The sequence below is a fragment of the Streptomyces sp. GDS52 genome (assembly GCF_052246875.1).
In the GTDB taxonomy this organism is placed as follows: domain Bacteria; phylum Actinomycetota; class Actinomycetes; order Streptomycetales; family Streptomycetaceae; genus Streptomyces; species Streptomyces cathayae.
The window spans coordinates 5332949-5349481 of record NZ_CM125966.1; the positions used below are offsets into that span (position 1 = coordinate 5332949).

Annotated in this window: 11 protein-coding genes; 6 read left to right on the forward strand and 5 right to left on the reverse strand. The window is 72.3% G+C overall.

Annotation, left to right across the window (positions count from 1 at the left end):
- The first annotated feature begins 244 nt into the window (after positions 1-244).
- A complete protein-coding gene (locus ACTWJ9_RS24345; RefSeq protein ID WP_279336390.1) occupies positions 245-1606 on the forward strand; it encodes a glutamine synthetase family protein in 1362 nt (453 codons plus the stop codon).
- A 75-nt stretch (positions 1607-1681) separates the two neighbouring features.
- Here ACTWJ9_RS24345 and ACTWJ9_RS24350 read toward each other — a convergent pair whose 3' ends face one another.
- Positions 1682-1903: an integrase gene (locus ACTWJ9_RS24350; RefSeq protein WP_387041096.1), complete on the reverse strand. Its 222-nt coding sequence runs from the start codon at positions 1901-1903 to the stop codon at positions 1682-1684.
- Positions 1904-2367: 464 nt separating this feature from the next.
- On the opposite strand from ACTWJ9_RS24350, the gene ACTWJ9_RS24355 reads away from it, so the two are divergent.
- Complete coding sequence (locus tag ACTWJ9_RS24355) at positions 2368-2613, forward strand: hypothetical protein (RefSeq protein ID WP_279336391.1); 246 nt, start codon at positions 2368-2370, stop codon at positions 2611-2613.
- A gap of 737 nt (positions 2614-3350) precedes the next feature.
- On the opposite strand, the gene ACTWJ9_RS24360 is transcribed toward ACTWJ9_RS24355, so the two are convergent.
- Positions 3351-3884: a hypothetical protein gene (locus tag ACTWJ9_RS24360; RefSeq protein WP_279336392.1), complete on the reverse strand. Its 534-nt coding sequence runs from the start codon at positions 3882-3884 to the stop codon at positions 3351-3353.
- A 205-nt stretch (positions 3885-4089) separates the two neighbouring features.
- On the opposite strand from ACTWJ9_RS24360, the gene ACTWJ9_RS24365 reads away from it, so the two are divergent.
- Positions 4090-4458: a helix-turn-helix domain-containing protein gene (locus ACTWJ9_RS24365; RefSeq protein ID WP_443294776.1), complete on the forward strand. Its 369-nt coding sequence runs from the start codon at positions 4090-4092 to the stop codon at positions 4456-4458.
- A gap of 140 nt (positions 4459-4598) precedes the next feature.
- Here the strand turns inward: ACTWJ9_RS24365 and ACTWJ9_RS24370 are convergent, their stop codons facing one another.
- Positions 4599-5537 (reverse strand): TauD/TfdA dioxygenase family protein, encoded by a 939-nt coding sequence (locus ACTWJ9_RS24370; RefSeq protein WP_443294777.1) that lies wholly within the window; start codon positions 5535-5537, stop codon positions 4599-4601.
- A gap of 731 nt (positions 5538-6268) precedes the next feature.
- Here ACTWJ9_RS24370 and ACTWJ9_RS24375 point away from each other — a divergent pair.
- Positions 6269-7000, forward strand: a complete 732-nt coding sequence (locus ACTWJ9_RS24375) for a helix-turn-helix transcriptional regulator (protein WP_279336395.1) — start codon at positions 6269-6271, stop codon at positions 6998-7000.
- A gap of 8 nt (positions 7001-7008) precedes the next feature.
- Here ACTWJ9_RS24375 and ACTWJ9_RS24380 read toward each other — a convergent pair whose 3' ends face one another.
- Both ACTWJ9_RS24380 and ACTWJ9_RS24385 read right to left on the reverse strand, forming a co-directional pair.
- Positions 7009-9603 carry a LuxR C-terminal-related transcriptional regulator gene (locus tag ACTWJ9_RS24380; RefSeq protein WP_443294778.1) on the reverse strand — a complete coding sequence of 865 codons (2595 nt, stop codon included), beginning with the start codon at positions 9601-9603 and terminating at the stop codon, positions 7009-7011.
- On the reverse strand, positions 9600-12110 hold the full coding sequence (locus tag ACTWJ9_RS24385; protein WP_443294779.1) for a helix-turn-helix transcriptional regulator: 2511 nt from the start codon (positions 12108-12110) through the stop codon (positions 9600-9602). The genes ACTWJ9_RS24380 and ACTWJ9_RS24385 overlap by 4 nt, the downstream gene beginning before the upstream one ends.
- A 425-nt stretch (positions 12111-12535) precedes the next feature.
- Here ACTWJ9_RS24385 and ACTWJ9_RS24390 point away from each other — a divergent pair, with 425 nt between their 5' ends.
- Both ACTWJ9_RS24390 and ACTWJ9_RS24395 read left to right on the forward strand, forming a co-directional pair.
- On the forward strand, positions 12536-15295 hold the full coding sequence (locus tag ACTWJ9_RS24390; RefSeq protein WP_443294781.1) for a LuxR C-terminal-related transcriptional regulator: 2760 nt from the start codon (positions 12536-12538) through the stop codon (positions 15293-15295).
- 371 nt (positions 15296-15666) lie between these two features.
- Positions 15667-16509: a PAS domain-containing protein gene (locus ACTWJ9_RS24395; protein ID WP_387037675.1), complete on the forward strand. Its 843-nt coding sequence runs from the start codon at positions 15667-15669 to the stop codon at positions 16507-16509.
- The last annotated feature ends 24 nt before the right edge of the window (positions 16510-16533 follow it).

Consider the following 16533-nt stretch of genomic DNA (forward strand, 5'->3'; position numbering starts at 1 on the left):
GTGCGTCGCCGGGTACCGGGGCGGTGCCCGCCGTTACGCGGACCGGCCCGAACGGGCAAGATGGACAGCGGGCGCGAGGAACCATGGGCGCGAGGAACCACGGAGCCGTCGGACGATCATGGTCGGCAACATGGGTGAAACCCGGATGTGGTGGGATGGCCCGACTGCCCGACCGCAGCCCGAGGAGGCCATCCGTCGAGGCACAGAAAAGGCGGTCCGACCGGCGATGATGGGGAAGCGGAAGATGGACAAGCAGCAGGAGTTCGTGCTCCGGACGTTGGAGGAGCGCGACATCCGGTTCGTACGGCTGTGGTTCACGGACGTGCTGGGCTTCCTGAAGTCCGTGGCCGTGGCCCCGGCCGAGCTGGAGCAGGCCTTCGACGAGGGCATCGGCTTCGACGGCTCGGCGATCGAGGGCTTCGCCCGGGTGTACGAGTCCGACATGATCGCCAAGCCGGACCCGTCGACGTTCCAGATCCTGCCCTGGCGTGCCGAGGCGCCCGGCACGGCCCGCATGTTCTGCGACATCCTCATGCCGGACGGCTCCCCGTCCTTCGCCGACCCGCGCTACGTCCTCAAGCGCGCCCTGGCCCGCACCTCCGACATGGGCTTCACCTTCTACACCCACCCCGAGATCGAGTTCTTCCTGCTGAAGGACAAGCCGCTCGACGGCAGCCGCCCGACCCCCGCCGACAACTCCGGCTACTTCGACCACACGCCGCAGAACGTCGGCCAGGACTTCCGCCGCCAGGCCATCACGATGCTGGAGTCGATGGGCATCTCGGTGGAGTTCTCCCACCACGAGGGCGCCCCCGGCCAGCAGGAGATCGACCTGCGCTACGCGGACGCGCTCTCCACGGCCGACAACATCATGACGTTCCGCCTGGTCATGAAGCAGGTGGCGCTGGAACAGGGCGTGCAGGCCACGTTCATGCCGAAGCCGTTCTCGGAGCACCCGGGCAGCGGCATGCACACCCACCTCTCCCTCTTCGAGGGCGACCGCAACGCCTTCTACGAGTCGGGCGCGGAGTACCAGCTCTCCAAGATCGGCCGCTCCTTCATCGCGGGCCTGCTGAAGCACGCGGCGGAGGTCTCCGCGGTCACCAACCAGTGGGTCAACTCCTACAAGCGCATCTGGGGCGGTTCCGAGCGCACCGCGGGCGCCGGCGGCGAGGCCCCCTCGTACATCTGCTGGGGCCACAACAACCGTTCGGCCCTGGTGCGCGTCCCCATGTACAAGCCCGGCAAGACCGGCTCGGCCCGCGTCGAGGTCCGCTCGATCGACTCCGGCGCCAACCCGTACCTGACCTACGCGCTCCTCCTGGCCGCAGGCTTGAAGGGCGTGGAGGAGAGCTACGAACTCCCGCCCGGCGCCGAGGACGACGTCTGGGCCCTCTCCGACGCCGAACGCCGCGCCCTCGGCATCGAACCCCTCCCGCAGAACCTCGGCGAGTCCCTCACCCTGATGGAACGCAGCGACCTGGTCGCCGAGACCCTCGGCGAACACGTCTTCGACTTCTTCCTGCGCAACAAGAAGCAGGAGTGGGAGGAGTACCGCTCCGAGGTCACCGCGTTCGAACTGCGCAAGAACCTGCCGGTGTTGTAAGCGCAGTTCAGAGCGGGCTTCCCGCTGATTCGGCGGATGGGGCCGACGGTCGCGGACCGTCGGCCCCATCGCGTCTCACTGGCCCAGGGCCGCCTCTGGGCCGTCCAGCGCAGGAGCGGCGCCCTCGTAGAGGCCGTCCACGGCTTTCCGGGCCCGAGCGTCGCTACTCGGCATGAGGTGCGGGCAGACCCGGAGCGTGAACCCCGGATCGTTGTGTCCGAGACAGTGACTCAGTGCTTTGACGTTCTCGCCGACGTCCGGCAGGACCGAGGCGTAGAAGTGCCTGAGGGCGTGCATGCCGTGTTCGCGGGCGGCCCGGTGACGGGCTCTCACCCGACTGCGGCGCGGGGATCACCCCAGCCGTGACGAGAGCGGGCTTCCCCGTGCGGTCGTTGAAGTCGGTGCGCCGAACCGCACCCGCTCCATCGAGACGGGTGAACAGCAGCCGCTCGGTCACGAGCGGGCCGTCTGCGCTGCGCCGACGCGTGCCCCCATGTGGGCAGGGCCGGAGGCCATGAGGCGAGCACCGCAGAGAGCGACCCGCAGTCAAAGACGATGCCTCCGGCGGAGGATCGGCCGACACCGGGATGGGAGGGGGCGCCGTCGCCGAGTGCGGGCTCGTAGCGGCGTGCGCGGGATGGGAGCCGGGGTGAGTGGTGGGCGGAGGCGGGTGGGGAGATTCCGAAGGTTTCGCGCGGGGGTACGAACGCGAACGTTAGGCTCCGGTCTCCGGCAAGAGACGGACCGCCCCCGGAGGAGACGTGAAGCGCGAGCTCACCAAGGTCGGTATCGGCTATCTGGGCGTCACGGCGTGGGTGGGCCTTCGCGACACGACATCGGTATCTTCGTTGGTGATCGGCGGCGTGTGCCTCGCCATACTGGTCGCAATACTCACTCGCTACTTCGCTCTCCGTGTCCGGCAAGAGATCCAGGCCATCAAGGAAGACAACAGACAGGCCCGGGAACGCCGGGAGGCACGCAAGCGTGAGCGACGGGTGGGTGACTAGCCGACCGGCTCGTCGTCCAGAGGGGCCCTGACGCCTGACATCAGCGGCTGACCCTTCCTCAGGGGAAGACGGATCGGACTCCTGCGGCGCTCGATGCTGCGAAGCGTCCTGGCCGCTTTCTACGGTCGGGGCCCTGGGCGCTGCTCATCACCACGTGACGAAGCCCGGTAAATCAGGTAGAGGGTGGAGCCGACGAGGACGAAGAGGCCCAGGCCCGCCAGGGGAATCAGGGGTGCGAGCGCGCTCCTGTCCACCCCTAGTGTCGGCAACACCCACACAACGAGCATCCCGCAGCCGACAGGGAGAAGCACCGTTCCCACCCTGCGGGCGATGTAAAGGTCACTGACCGTGACACGTGGGCCACCCAGGCGTTTTGTGATACGTGGACCACTCAGGGGTTTTGTGAACTTGATGTACTTCTCCGCCAAACTCAGGGGGTTGAAGGTGAATATCAGGCCACCGAGGAGAAACCAGGCACCCCCGATGGCCAGCACTGAGTCTTGCTGCACGTGTGCTCCCTTCTCTCCGTCGTCCGATTCGGCTCAAGGTGCCGTCGGCAGCACGAGCGTTGTGCAGCAGCGAAGTGCCGTAAGGGACGCGACCGGCGTCGGCGTTCAGCCAGCAGTTGCATCCTGTCTCTGTGTCCGGCACAGGCGCTGTTCCAACCCATGGGCGGCGCCCCGCGGCTCGACCCAGTCATTGTCCGCCACCCGGAGGGTGCGGGGATCGGCTGCCGACTACGCGGGAGGTGCGTAAGGGTTCCTGTCGGACGCCGGTGGGCCACCCCACTGTGCCCCTGGCGGCGGAACAGGAGCCCAGTACGGGCCGCGGTGGTGCATCCACCATCTACCGATGGTGTGGAACTTCTCCTCGAACCTGCGATCCCAGCTGAGGAACCCGGTGTTCGGCGCCCGCAGCCGGGTACGGCGGCCGCCCGCTTCGTAGATCACGACGGTCCGGGTTCCGAAGAATGACTCCATCCGGATGGCTTGGACGTTCGACCACGGGATGGTCCGGTGGCGGAGGTTGTGCACGATGGCCGCCGACTGAGTGAGAGTGACCCCGAAGGGCCGCAAGATGATCAGCATCCCGAGCGGCAGGGTGAGTACTGAGACCAGTACAGGATCAAACGGGTCCCCGTCCAACCAGAACAGGACCTGGAGGACCATGGGGCTGACGATGCCGGGCAGCGCAGGCAGCACACGTTGGAGGCGCGTCAACCGGTAGCGGATGCGCTCGGGCGGTACAGCCCCGGCCTGCGATTGCTCCATCAGTTCCCACCCCTCACCCGATGCAGCCGGCACTGGCGCATCATCGCCCGGGCAGCATGGCGGACCAGGGGCGCGCTGTCCATCTGCCTACTCCTGGGAGCCGAGCAAGCGTTCTGGAGAGCTCATCTCGCCACTTGCCGTGGCCGTAGATCTTGAGACCGAAGAAATCGAGGCTTGCGCCAAGCCGGACGGAGGAAGAGAAGCCATGAACCACTCCGAGTGGAAGACCCGCCGGACCAGGAAGCTTCTGGGGGAGACGGTCGAGGAATCCGCCGCCTATGTCGAAGCCGGGTGTGCCTTCGCCCTCGGCCAGGCTGTTGATGACCGGCGTACCGCGCTCGGCCTGTCGCAGGCCGAGCCGGCGCGGCGGGCGGAGATGACTCAGCCGCAGATCTCCGACATCGAGGGCGGAGACTCCGTACCGACTCTGCCGCTGCTCACCCGTCTGGCCAAGGCTCTGGACGCGGCACTGACCATCGGCCTGGATCGTGACACGTCGGCTTTCACCTTCACCCCGCACGGAGGTCATCAGCCGGAGGAAGCGTCGGCGGATGGACGCGGCTCGGCGGCTTGAGCCACGTCCGCAGGGCGAGATCGGTTTTGGTGATGAACTCACTGGGACCGCCGACCTGTTCCACGCCCTCGCGGTGACGGCTGCCCGGCCCCCCGTCGGCCGTGCGGGGTCAGGTCCCTGCACGGCCGTGTGCCGGGGTGTCAGAAGGGGCGGTCACCTGCGATGGCGACGCGTTCGGCGACTCGGTGGTGGGTGCCGTAGTCGTTGACGGCGTAGTGCTGGGTGGCGCGGTTGTCCCAGAACGCCACGTCGCCGGGCTGCCAGCGGAAGCGGACCTGGTACTCGGGGATGTGCGCCTGCTGGAAGAGGTAGCGCAGCAGTCGGTCGCTCCCCTCGAGGGGCATGCCGGTGATCCGGGTGGTGAAGGAGACGTTCACGAACAGCATGCGCCGCCCGGTATCGGGGTGGGTGCGCACGACGGGGTGCTCCACGGGCGGGAAGTGCTCCTGGTGCGGCGCGAGCCGTTCGGGCCCGTAGAAGCGTGCGAAACCGGGGATGAAGTCGTGCACGGCGCGGGCGCCGTCGATGCGGTCCTTCACGTCCTGGGGGAGGTTGTCGTAGGCGGCGGCCATGTCGGCCCACAGGGTGTCGCCGCCGGCCGGCGGCACCTCGCGCAACTGGAGGACGGCACCGAGCGCCGGCCGCTCGCGGAAGGTGACGTCGGCGTGCCAGACGTTCTCGAACGTCGGAGTGGAGCCGCTGCCCTTGTCGAAGCGGACGACGTCCTCGCTGGAACCGGCGGCGAGCAGCGGGTTGGTCTCCAGCTCGCCCCAGTGGCGTGCGAAGGCACGCTGCCGGTCGGAGGCGAGGTGCTGGCCGCGGAAGAACAGCACCTTCCACTCCAGCAGGGCCCGGTGGAGTTCGGCGCGCAGCTCGGGGCCGAGCGGGCGGGACAGGTCGACCCCTCTGATCTCGGCGCCGATCGTGCGCGCCTGGGGCTCGAGTTCGAACAGTTCGTAGGGCCGCTCCTCCCACCCCTCGGGCACCCGGCGCAGGACGCGCTGGCCCTCGTAGAGGCCGTCTCCGGGGATGCGTGCCTCACGGAGGGTGGCGGGCGGTGCGGTGTTCGTGACGGTCATGGGATGTCCTTCCTCTGTACACGGGGTACGGGGTACGGGGTTCGAACGGGTCGGGTCATGTCGGGTCGTGGGGAGGGGACGGGTCGGCCGTGTCGGGGCGCGGAGCACGGGCCGTCCCGGCGTCGCGTACGCCGAGGGGCACACCCGCCGTGCGCGGGTGTGCGGGATGGATTGCCGGGGTGACCCGGGAAAGGGGTGGTGCGGGGCCGTCGGCCGGGAAGACGGGGAGCGGCCCGGGCGGTGAGGGGCCGGGCCTGAAGTCAGAGGGTGCGGTCGGCTATCGGCCGGAGCGCTCGCAGCCGGTTCGGTCCGGGACGCGCAGCGCCACCGACATCCTGACGAACCAGTACGTGGTCATGGTGACGATTGTGTGATCTTGCCCGTGTTCTGTCAACGGGCCCCGTCCGGTGGTCATGCTCGCGATGCTGGTCCGGATCAGTCGATCCGGCTTCTTCTGCCCGTAAAGCGGGTTACCGGTGATCTTCGGCTTTTCGGCTCGGGTGTGTTCCCGGGGCGTGGTGGGCGAGCAGGGGCGCGTATGGCCGAGATCTTGTGGGTGGGGTGCGGGGAAGGGGGCGGAATGACCGTATGTCGCGGAGTGGTGACTGGATCGTCTGACTACTGCAACCCTCGCGGTGGCGCAAAACCGCACCCCGCCGGGACATAATCGCTGGGATTGTGCGACGGAGGCTCGGTGGGGGAGCCGGTCGACGGAGGGACAGGGGCGCTGGATGAACCAGGGATCGGTCAGGGTCGCGGTCGTGGCGCGGGGTGCCGTCGCGCGCAGTGGGCTCGCAGCCGTGCTGGAGGAAGCGGCCCACGTGAAGCAGACCACCGTCTTCCGCCCCGAGGAGTTCACGACGGCCTCGCCCGAGGACGCCGTCCAACTACTCATCCTCTCCTGCGACGTGCTGGTGCTCTGGTGTGTGAACGGCGCCGGGGAGGGCGAGGACGCGTGGGCCGCCGGACTGGCGGAGGTCGTCCGCCGCAACGGGGTCCGGGTCCTGCTGGTGCTGCCCGGTGCCGAGGTGCGGCGCGCCGCGTCCGGCGCGGTCGTGCCCTGTGACGGGATCCTCGACCAGGACGCCCTGACCGGCGAGGGGCTCGACGAGGCCCTGCGGAAGGCGGCCGAGGGGATCCGGCCGGCGGTGCCGGCCGGGCGGACGGTGGCGGCCCCCCGGCCCTCCCGGCCCGTCCCGCCCGCCCGGGGTGCCGCCGGGCCGCGGAACCGGTTTCCGCGGCGGCAGCTCACCGAGCGGGAGAGCCGGGTGCTGGAACTGCTGGTCGAGGGGCTCAGCAACCGGCAGATCGGGCAGGCCCTCGAGGTGTCCGAGCATGTCGCCAAGCGCACCGTCGCGCTCGTGCTGGCCAAGCTCGACTGCCCCAACCGCACCCAGGCCGCCGCGGTCGCCCTGCGCGAGGGGCTCGTGGGGACGGGCCCGGGGGAGGCCCTGGGCGCGTAGGGCCTTGCTCACGGGTGGCCCAGCGCCACCGTGAGGTCGGGGCGGCCGTTGATGCCCAGGGCGCGGTAGGTGTGCGTCAGGTGGAGTTCGACGGTGCGGACGCCGACCGACAGTTCCTTGGCGATCGCCGTGTTCGACCGGCCCTCCGCCGCCAGCAGGGCGACCCGCAGCTGGGCCGGACTCAGCCGGGCCCGGTTCGAGCCGGGCTGGGCGGCGAGCCGGGCGGCGACCTCCTCGGTGAGCGGGAACGGCCGGCCCCGTCTGACCGCCTCGTCGAGCAGGCTCCGTGCCTCCGCCGACCGGCCGGTGTCGAGCAGGGCGGAGGCCAGCGCGACCATCGCCCGCGCGTACAGTCTCCGGGTCGGCATGCCGGCGAGCAGACGTACCGCGGTCCGTAGGTGCCCGAGCGCCGTACGGTCGGGGAGGGCCGGCCCCGCCCAGAGGTGGACGGCGCCGACCGCGCCCGGCGCGCCCCAGGCCCGGGCCGCCGTGAGGCTCTCGACCACCAGGCGCTCCGCCGCCTGCGGGGCCGCGCAGGCCGCCTCCGCCATGGCGAGATGCGAACGCCAGGGAATGACGGCGGGGTTCACACAGCCGAGGGGCCGCAGCATCCGGCCGCACTCGCGCAACTGCGCCCTCGCCTCGGAGGTCCGGCCGGTGCGCAGGCAGAGGACGCCCCGGGCGAACAGCAGGCGGGCAGGGCCCAGACCGTACCCGGTGCGGTCCGGCGGGACCTCCGTCCGGGCCGACCGCGCCAGGACCGACTCCGCCAGGTCCGTCCGGCCGGACTCCAGGGCGACGAGTGCCTCCACCGCGGTCAGTCCCGGCAGCGCCCGCGGATGCCAGTGGTGCCTGGGCACCTCGGCGACCGCCTCTGCCAGCCGCTCCCTTGCCTGCTCCAACTCGCCCGTACGCAAGGCGAGTTCCGCAAGCCCTAGCAGTGCCTGACCGGTCACGGGGCTCACCCTGTGCCGTCGCGCCTCGGCCGTGATCCGCTGCAGCCCGGACCGGGCCAGCGCCACGTCCTCGGCGACGGCGAGCACGCGCGCGGCGAACAGCCGGGGAGTGAACAGCCCGTTTCCCGCCCGGATCAGCACGCTCCCGGCCAGTCGGCGGGCCTCGTCGATCTTCTGCCCGGCCAGACAGTGCCGCCAGGCCCCGGCCGCGGCCCGGGTCGCGTCGAACTCCGGCGTCCCCCGGCCGTCCCGCGGGCCGGGGGACAGGGCGTCCGGCGCCGGTCCGGGTGGACGGGTCTCCGCGGCCAGCGCGTGCAGGCCGCGCAGCGTACGCCGCTCGGCCTCCGACGTCGCCCGCGCCGCCGCCGCGCCGAGCGCCGCCGCCGCGTCGTCCCCGGCGCGCAGCGCCAGCACGTCGGCGGCGAACAGCAGGGCCCCGGACCGGTCCGGGACGTCGGTCTCCCGCAGGATCCGCCGGAATCCGCGCTCGGCCGCCACCGGCCGCCGCGAGGACTGGGCCTTCGCCAGTTCCAGCAGGACGTCCGTGCGCAGCCCGCCGTCCGCTCCGTGGTCCAACGACCGTTCGAAGAACACCACCGCCGCGTCGTCGTCGCCGGACCGGCGCGCGGCCACCCCCGCTGCGTGGAGCGCGCCGGGGACCCAGGGTTCGTCCAGCGAGGTCCGTGCGGCCAGCCGGCCGAGCACGTCCTGCGGGAAACCCTCGCGGTGCGCCAACCGCGCGGCACGCTCGTGGAGTTCACGGCGCCGGTCACCGTCCAGGAGGCCGAGGGCCCGCTCGGCCACCAGCGGGTCGTACAGCCGGGGCCCTGCGGCGGCGGAGTCGAGCAGACCGGTGACGGCCGGCTCCGTACGCGCCTGCTCGCCGTCCGGCACGGAGATCCCGGCCAGCCCGCAGACCTGGCGGAACGAGAAGTGCCCCGCCGCCACCGCGCTCGCCGTGACGAGTGCGGACGCCCGCGCGGACGCTCGCGCCAGTACGGTCCGCAGATGGTGCCGGCCCGTCCGGTCGGCGAGCGCGGCGAATTCGGCGGCGTCGGGGGGCGGGCCGGGCCGTCGCCGGAGCGCGGCGCACAGGACCGCCGGGTTGCCGCCGGTCGAGGCGGTCGCGGCCGGCAGGAGCGAGTCGGCCGCCTCCTCGCCGTACGCCCGTGCGAGCAGCGTCCGTACGGCGTGCTCGGTCAGCGGGCGCAGCAACAACTCGTATGCGGGATCGGCCTGTGCGCCGAGCGGCGCCGGGCCGGAGCCCGCAGAGTGCTCGGAGCCCTCGGAGCCCTCGACGAGCACCCACAACGCGGGTCGCGGTTCCGGGCGGCCGGTGGGGGAAGCGGGCCCCTTCGATGTGCTCCGGGTGTCGTCGGTGAACAGGGCCGACGGGCCGCTGACCGAGGCGGGTCCGTCCTGTCCGGGGGCCGTGAGGACGTGCAGGCCGGCCTGCCGGGCGAGGGCCGCGCCCTCGGCGAGCAGGGCGCTGCGTCCGGTGCCCGGGCGGCCACGCACGAGGACGGTCGCCGTCCCGCCGTCCGCGACCTGGCGTACGGCCCGCTCCAACGTGGCCCGCTCCCCGGCCCGTTCCAGGAGCCCGTCGGGTGCGCGGGGTGAACGCGGTGGCCGGAGCGGCCGGTTCACCGTGTCCCGCCGGGCGCTCGCGCCTCGGCAGGCTGCGGTCCGTGCGCCGGGAACCACCTCGCGAGGCCGGCCCGCCCGGGGATGCCGAGCTTCCGGTACACGTTCGTCAGGTGGTACTCGACCGTGCGTACCGTCAGGTGCAGGGCGTCCGCGATCGCCCGGTTCGACTTTCCGGCCGCCGCCAGTTCCGCCACGGGACGTTCGGCGTGGCTGAGCGCCGCCAGGGTGTGCCGGCCCTCCGCCGAGCGAAGCGCGTACCGCGCCTGTTCGGCGACGGAGGCCAGGCCGTACCGCGCGGCGGTCGCCAGCGCCGCGCGCAGGCGGGCGGGCGCACCCCGGTCCGACCGGTGCAACAGGGCTTTGCCGAGACGGAGTTCGGCGAGGGCGTGGGACTGCCGGTCGGAGCTCTGGGCCAGGATCCGGGCGCTCTCGGTGAGCAGTTCGACGCAGCCGGCCGGGTCGGCCGACACGCCCCGGGCCAGCAGACTCAGCCCCGTGCTGCGGGCCGTCGGCCATCGTTCGGCCAACTGACGTCCGAAATCGGCCCGTTGGGCGGCGGCGCCCGGCTGTCCCAGCCGCATGAGCAACTCGGTGCTGTGCACCCACCAGAGGCTGAACACCGGGTTGCCCACACCGGCGGCGGCGAGACCGGCCCCGCACTGCTCGAACAGACGCAGGGCCTGCTCGGGCCGGCCGCGGCCACGCTCGACCAGGGCCAGGGCCGTCAGGCGGTGGTGGTGCTCCCAGACGCAGTCGTCGAGCCGACGGCCGTCGAGCCGGAGCAGTACCTCCTGCGCCCGGTCGAGGTCGCCCCGGGCGACCAGGGCGTGGGCGAGGGTGATCGACGCCAGCCGGCTCCGCCCCGAGGTGCCCTCCGCCTCGGAGAGACGGGACGCGGCCGACGCCGCCTCGGCGGCCTCGGCCGCCCGGCCCGACTCGAGCAGCACCAGGGCCCGCGCCGAAGCGGCGTGGCACTCGGCCCACGTCTCCTCACGTTCGGCGCTGTCGGCGACGGTCCGCTGCAACTGGTCGAGTGCGGTCGCGGTGTCGTCGGCCAGTGCGAGGACCCGCGCCGCGGCGACCCTGGCCCAGGCGGTGTGCGGCCGTCCGGACCAGAGGACCTGACGGGCGTCGGCGACCGCCGTCTCCCGCGCATCCGGCCCGGAGGCGGTCAGCGCGGTGCGCAGCGCGCGGACGGCGAGCACCATGCGCTCGGTCGGGTGGTCGGTGAGGACCGGGACGGTGGAGGGGGTGGGCGGAGTGAGGGCGACGGGGATCGAGGAGACCGGAGAAACCTCAGGGACCGCAGAGGTGTCAGGAATCGCAGCGGCATCAGAGACCGCAGAGACCGTGGGGGCGGCGGCCAGGGCCCGTCGTGCCCGCCCGGTCGGCGGGCCGTCCTGACGGCCGGGGTCCGGTTCACGCAGCAGCGCGTCGAGCGCGGCGGGGGTGTCGGGGGAGTCGTGCACCATGAGGGAGGTGAGCCGGAGCAGGTCGGCGGCGTGGGCCCGGAGCAGTGGATCACCCGTGCCGGGGGGCGTCCCGGCGAGGTGGGCGAGGTGCTTACGGGCAGCCAGGGGATCGATGTCGATCAGTGCGGTGGCGAGGTCCATGCGGACGGCGGCATCGTCGGCGTCGGCGGCGTGGAGCCGCGTCAGGTAGGACACCGCGGCAGCCGGGCGGTCGTGCCGGGCGGCTGCCGCCGCCTCCCTGAGGACGGCACGCATCCAGGAGCGGTCCAGCGTGCTCTGCTCGAGCAGCAGGTCGGCCACCTGTTCGGCGGGTCTGGCCGCGTCGTTGAGGATCTCGGCGGCCTGGGCGCGCAGGCGCTCCCGCTCGGCCTCGGGCAGGGTGTCCAGCAGCGAGGGGGTGCCGTGGGCCGGCAGGGGGCCGGGGAGCAGACCGCGGGCCCCGGCCTCCTCCAGGAGCCGGCCCGTCGTCTTGGACGGGAGCCCGGCCAGGGCACCGACGAGGTCCGGGTCGGTGCTGCCGAGGGCCGCCGCCGCCAGGGCGACCTCAAGCAACCGGGGTTCGCGCAGGGCGAGTTCGGCCAGGTCGTCGGAGGCCGGCCGGGCGGTGTCGGCGGGCCGGAGGCCCGCGGCGTCGATGACCGTGCAGTAGTCCCGCGTCGCCAGTTCGTGGAACGTCGCCGCGGCGGGCCCCGGCAGTCCGGGGGGCAGGTGCAGCAGAACGGTCAGCGGCTGCCGGTAGGTGGCGCGCATCAGCTGGTCGATGAAGCGGAGCGTGCCCTCGTCGCACCACTGCGCATCGCCGATGGCGAGGACGAGTGGCCCGCGCGCCAGCAGCCCGCAGACCAACGAGTGCGTCGCGTAACGGACTTCGTGACCCGACGGCGAGGCACCGAGCAGGCGTCGCAGCACGGCGTGCTCCGTGCCGGCCGCCTCACGCCGGCAGCCCACACGCCGTACGTTCGCCTCCCGTCCGTACGTGACACTGACATGGCGGGCGATGGCGTCCACCGAGCCACGGCCGGGGGAGCCCAGCATCACCACGCAGCGTGCGCCGCGGTGCTCGCCACGGACCGGGCAGGTGGAGGGCCCGCGCGGCGCGGCGGCCGACACGGCGGCGGTGCCCGTTCCGAGCGGGTGGGAACGGGAGGCGGAGACCGAGGGGACCGAGGGGGCCGAGGGAACCGAGGGAATCGGATGCGCCGACTCTGATCGTCTCGAACTCATAATCATTACGATATGACAGTGCTGTGACTTTTTGTTGAGGGCGCCGGGCCTTTGTGTCCAGGCGGCTCGCTGGGGTCAACCGGCCTGGAGTGGACCGTACTTGACCGGTTCCGCTGATGAATGGAGGCTCCGTGCGGCTTCTGGAGCGGATAGAGCATCTCGACACGGTCCAACGGATGATGAACAGTGCGCAAACCGGCGGCAGCATGCTCATTGCGGTCACCGGAACTCCGGGCATGGGGCGTTCCGCCTTCCTCGACGCGGTCGCGGTCCACGCGGAACAGCACGACTTCGTCGTACGGCGAGCGCGGGGCAGCCGACTGGAACAGGGCCTGCCCCTCGGCCGCCCCGGTCCGGCCCGTCCGGAAACCGCCGGCCGTCCGGTCGTGCTGCTCGTCGACGACCTGCAGCGGGCGGGGGAGCCGGCCCTGACCCGGCTGACCGCGTTGCTCGCCGACCCGGGGCCGGGCCCGCTGCTCATGGCGGTCGCCGTGTGCGAGGGGGAGTTCGCCACCGAGACGCCGGGTGTGCAGGAGATCCTGTCGGCCGCCGACCAGGTGATCCGGATGGGACCGCTCGGCACGGAGGGGATACGCGCCCTGCTCGGGGAACACGGCATCGTGCTCGCCGACGACCAGGCCCATGCCTGGAGCCACGCCACCGGCGGCAACCCGACGCTGATCATCTCCCTGTTGCAGCGGCTGGAGCGGCTGGAGCGTGCGGGGCGCGGTGCCTCCGCACGCCTGCTCGACACCGCCCGTGCCCAGCCCGCGCCCTGGAGCCTGCGGTCCCGTGTCGCCGCGGCCCTGACCGGTCACCCGGAGTCCGTCGGCCGGCTCGCCGCCTGCGCGGCGCTCCTCGGCGGGGAGGCCGAGACGCACATCCTCGCCCGGCTGGCGGATCTGGACCCGGCCGAAGGGGACGCGGCGGCCAGAGCGCTGATCGGACTCGGCTGGGCCGCCGACCGCTGGACACCTCCCGTCCTGTGGGACTGCGTACGGGAAGCCGCCGAGGAGGGGATCTCGCTCGCCGAACGCGACCGGCTGCACCGCCGGGCTGCCGAACTGCTCCATGACTCGGGTGCACCGGCCGAGCGGCTCGTCCCCCATTTCATGGAGGTCGGCCCCGGCGACTGGCCCGAGGCCGCACGGGTGATGCGGGAGACCGCCCACGAAGTGTGGCGCGGTGGCGACGACGCGCTCGCGATCCGCTGTCTGCGCCGGGCCCTGCGGGAGTTCCCGTCCGACAGTGCCCAGCGCGGCGACCTGCTGGCCGCCCTCGCCGACGTGGAACAGAACGCCGACACCTCCGCGATGCTGCGCCACGTCGGCCAGGCGCTTCCCCTGCTGGAGGCGGTCCCCGAACGCGCCGCGGTCGTGGCCCGGGTGCCGCTCACGCTGTTCCTCTCCGCCCCGCACGCGGCGTCGGAGATGCTGGAACAGGCCGGGGCGGGGCGCACCGAGCCGATGGTGCCGACGGCCGACCCGGTGACCCGGGCCGCCCCGAAAGCGCCGGAGCCATCAGCGATGACAGTTATGTCAGCGACATCCGCGACATCCGCGACATCCGCGATGTCGGAGAGGCCGGAGACGTCGGAGGCGGCGGAGCTCGGGCTGCGGCTGGAAGCCCGCGTGCGGCTGTCGCGGCTGGGCGACCCGGCGGCCCGGGCCGCCGCCGTCCAGCGGCTGCGAACCCTCGCCCCCGGGCCGGTTCCCGGTCCCGGTACCGCGGCCCGGCGGGAACTCATGACGGTCCTCGTCTTCGCGGGCGTCCTCGGCGGCCGGCTGCCCGCCACCGAGGTCGCCGACCGCACGCGGTGGCTGCTGGAGCACGAACCGGCGTCGGCCGCCTCGGAGTACGGCGCGTCCGCGCTGACGATCGCCTGCGCGGCCGTCGCGGAGGCGAGTGAACCGGCGCGCTGCTGGCTGGACACGGCGCTCGAGACGGCGCGGCAGCGCGACGACCGGCGGCTGCGCACGGCCGTGCTGAGCCGGCGCGCGCTCACCGCCGTGCACGCCGGCCGGCCCGCCGACGCCCGGGCGGACGCGCGGGAGGCCTGCGCGACAGTTCCCGGCCCGGCGCGGGACCCGGCAGGGGACTCGCTGGGGGACCACGACTGGCTGACGGTGCTCAGCCTGACGTCCGTGGCGGTCGAGACGGGTGACACCTGGCTGGCGGAGCGGCTGCGCGACCGGCTGGCCCAGGGGCAGGGCGCCGGGCAGCCGGTGTGCGGGCTCGCCCTGCGGGTGCTGCAGATCCCGCTGACCGCGGAGCGTGAACTGCCCGCCCTCGCGGCCGATCTGCAGGACGCCGCCCGCCGCGCCGAGGCGGCGGGCTGGGGCAACCGGACCCTGTTCCCGGTCGACGTGTGGTGCGCGCCCCTGCTGCTCCGCCTCGGCGACCCGGAGGGCGCGCTCCGGCTCCTCGCCCGGGCCTGTGACCGGGCACGGCACTTCGGGGCTCCGGCCGCACTCGGCCGGATCCTGCGCATGTGGGGCACCGTGGTGCGCGGCCGCTACGCGCTGTCCCTGCTGGCCGAGTCCGTCGCCGTGCTCAGGGAGAGCTCCAACCACCTGGAGCTGGGGCGGTCGTTGACGGCGTACGGAAACCGGATGCGGGACGCCGGACGGCCGGGCTCCGACGAGATCCTCGCCGAGGCGGACCGGATCGCCGAGGCGACGGGCGGGGCGGTGCTGCGGCGCTGGATCGCCCCGCAACCGCCGTCCCCGCACGGTGCGCCGCCGTGCGGAGGCGTACCGGTGGCCGGCGGAGTGCTCAGCGAAACCGAGTGGCGGGTCGCCTCCCTGGTGGCCCTGGGCCACACCAACCAGGACACCGCCGAGGCGCTCGGAGTCACCCGGCGGGCCGTGGAGAAGAGCCTCACCAGGCTGTACCACCGGCTGGACGTGGACGGCAGGGCCGGACTGGTTCCGGCGGTGCGCCGCATGGCCGGAAAGGCGGTCTTCGGTTCGGGCGTGCTCGCTGAACGACTGTGATCCGGTAGCCGGGGTGCCGGCGTGGGTAGGGATGCCGGGGCGAGGGCCCGTGTCGGGACCGGTGCCCGGTGACCGGTGCCCGATCGGTGCACCGAACGGGCTACTCGCCGGTAAGCCGGATTGGTCCCGTCCGGCCATGGAAAATGTGGGTGGAAATGCCGGTAATCCGCAGATGGCCAGAGGTGGCCGAGCGGTGTCCGGGGACGTTTCCCACCGCTTCCCGCACCCTGTCACGACGGTCTCTCCGAACCCGCGGGGCGGTGACCACAGTCTTTCACGGGGGTTCCGGATTCCATTGCACGTCAACGCCCGTGCTCCGTAGGCTGGCTCGCAGCCAGTGAAAAATTCGAGAGAGGGAGGGAAAGGCTTACATGGCCCACGCAAAGATCAGCACGGTGGGCGGGCTCCTCCGGATGGCGGAGGCACATGCCGCCCCGCCCGGGAAAAGTCCGTATTCCACCGAAACGGTGCATGAAATAGATTCTTCGCTGTTTGACGCGGAAATCGGAAGCGAGAAGTACCGTGATGCGTTCCTTTCGCTTTTCGAGCGCTCCGGAATCGCTCTCGCCATTCTCGATCTGAATCTGCGGGTGCGTTCCGTCAACAGTCCCGTGATGCCCCGGTGCGCCCAGCGGGCGGACGAACTGCGCGGGCGTGAGTTCGTGGAGTTCCTGCACCCGAGTGTGCGACAGCACGTACTGCATCAGTTCGGCCGGCTCGTGCAGGGACACCGGACTCGTCTCGTCGGACACCCCGTCGTCCTGTCCGTCTACGGCAACACGGTCTCCGGCAGGATCACCGCGTTCCCGGTGACCGACGGCGCGGGCCGGGTCGAGATGATCGTGGTGCAGTTCACGCCGGAGGAAACAGCCGTCGACCGCGAGGCGCACGACGGCTCGCAGGGGAAGCTGGCCCCGCTCAGCGCGAAGGTCCTGGAAGGCGTGGCGGCGGGTGATCCGACCGTACGCCTGGCGGCCAAGCTGTTCCTCAGCCGGCAGGGCATCGAGTACCACGTCGGCATGCTGCTGCGGCAGTTCCAGGTGCCCAACCGGACGGCACTGGCGGCGAAGGCGTACTCGATGGGCATGTTCAGCATCGGCAGCTGGCCGCCGAGGGTGCTCCCCGACCACATCCGCTCGGACCAGCAGGGAGCGGGGAGCGGATGGGGCGAGACGCGCACACGATCACGGCAGCGCCAGACCTCAGGACGCTGAACGCTTCAGAACGTCGAACGTCTC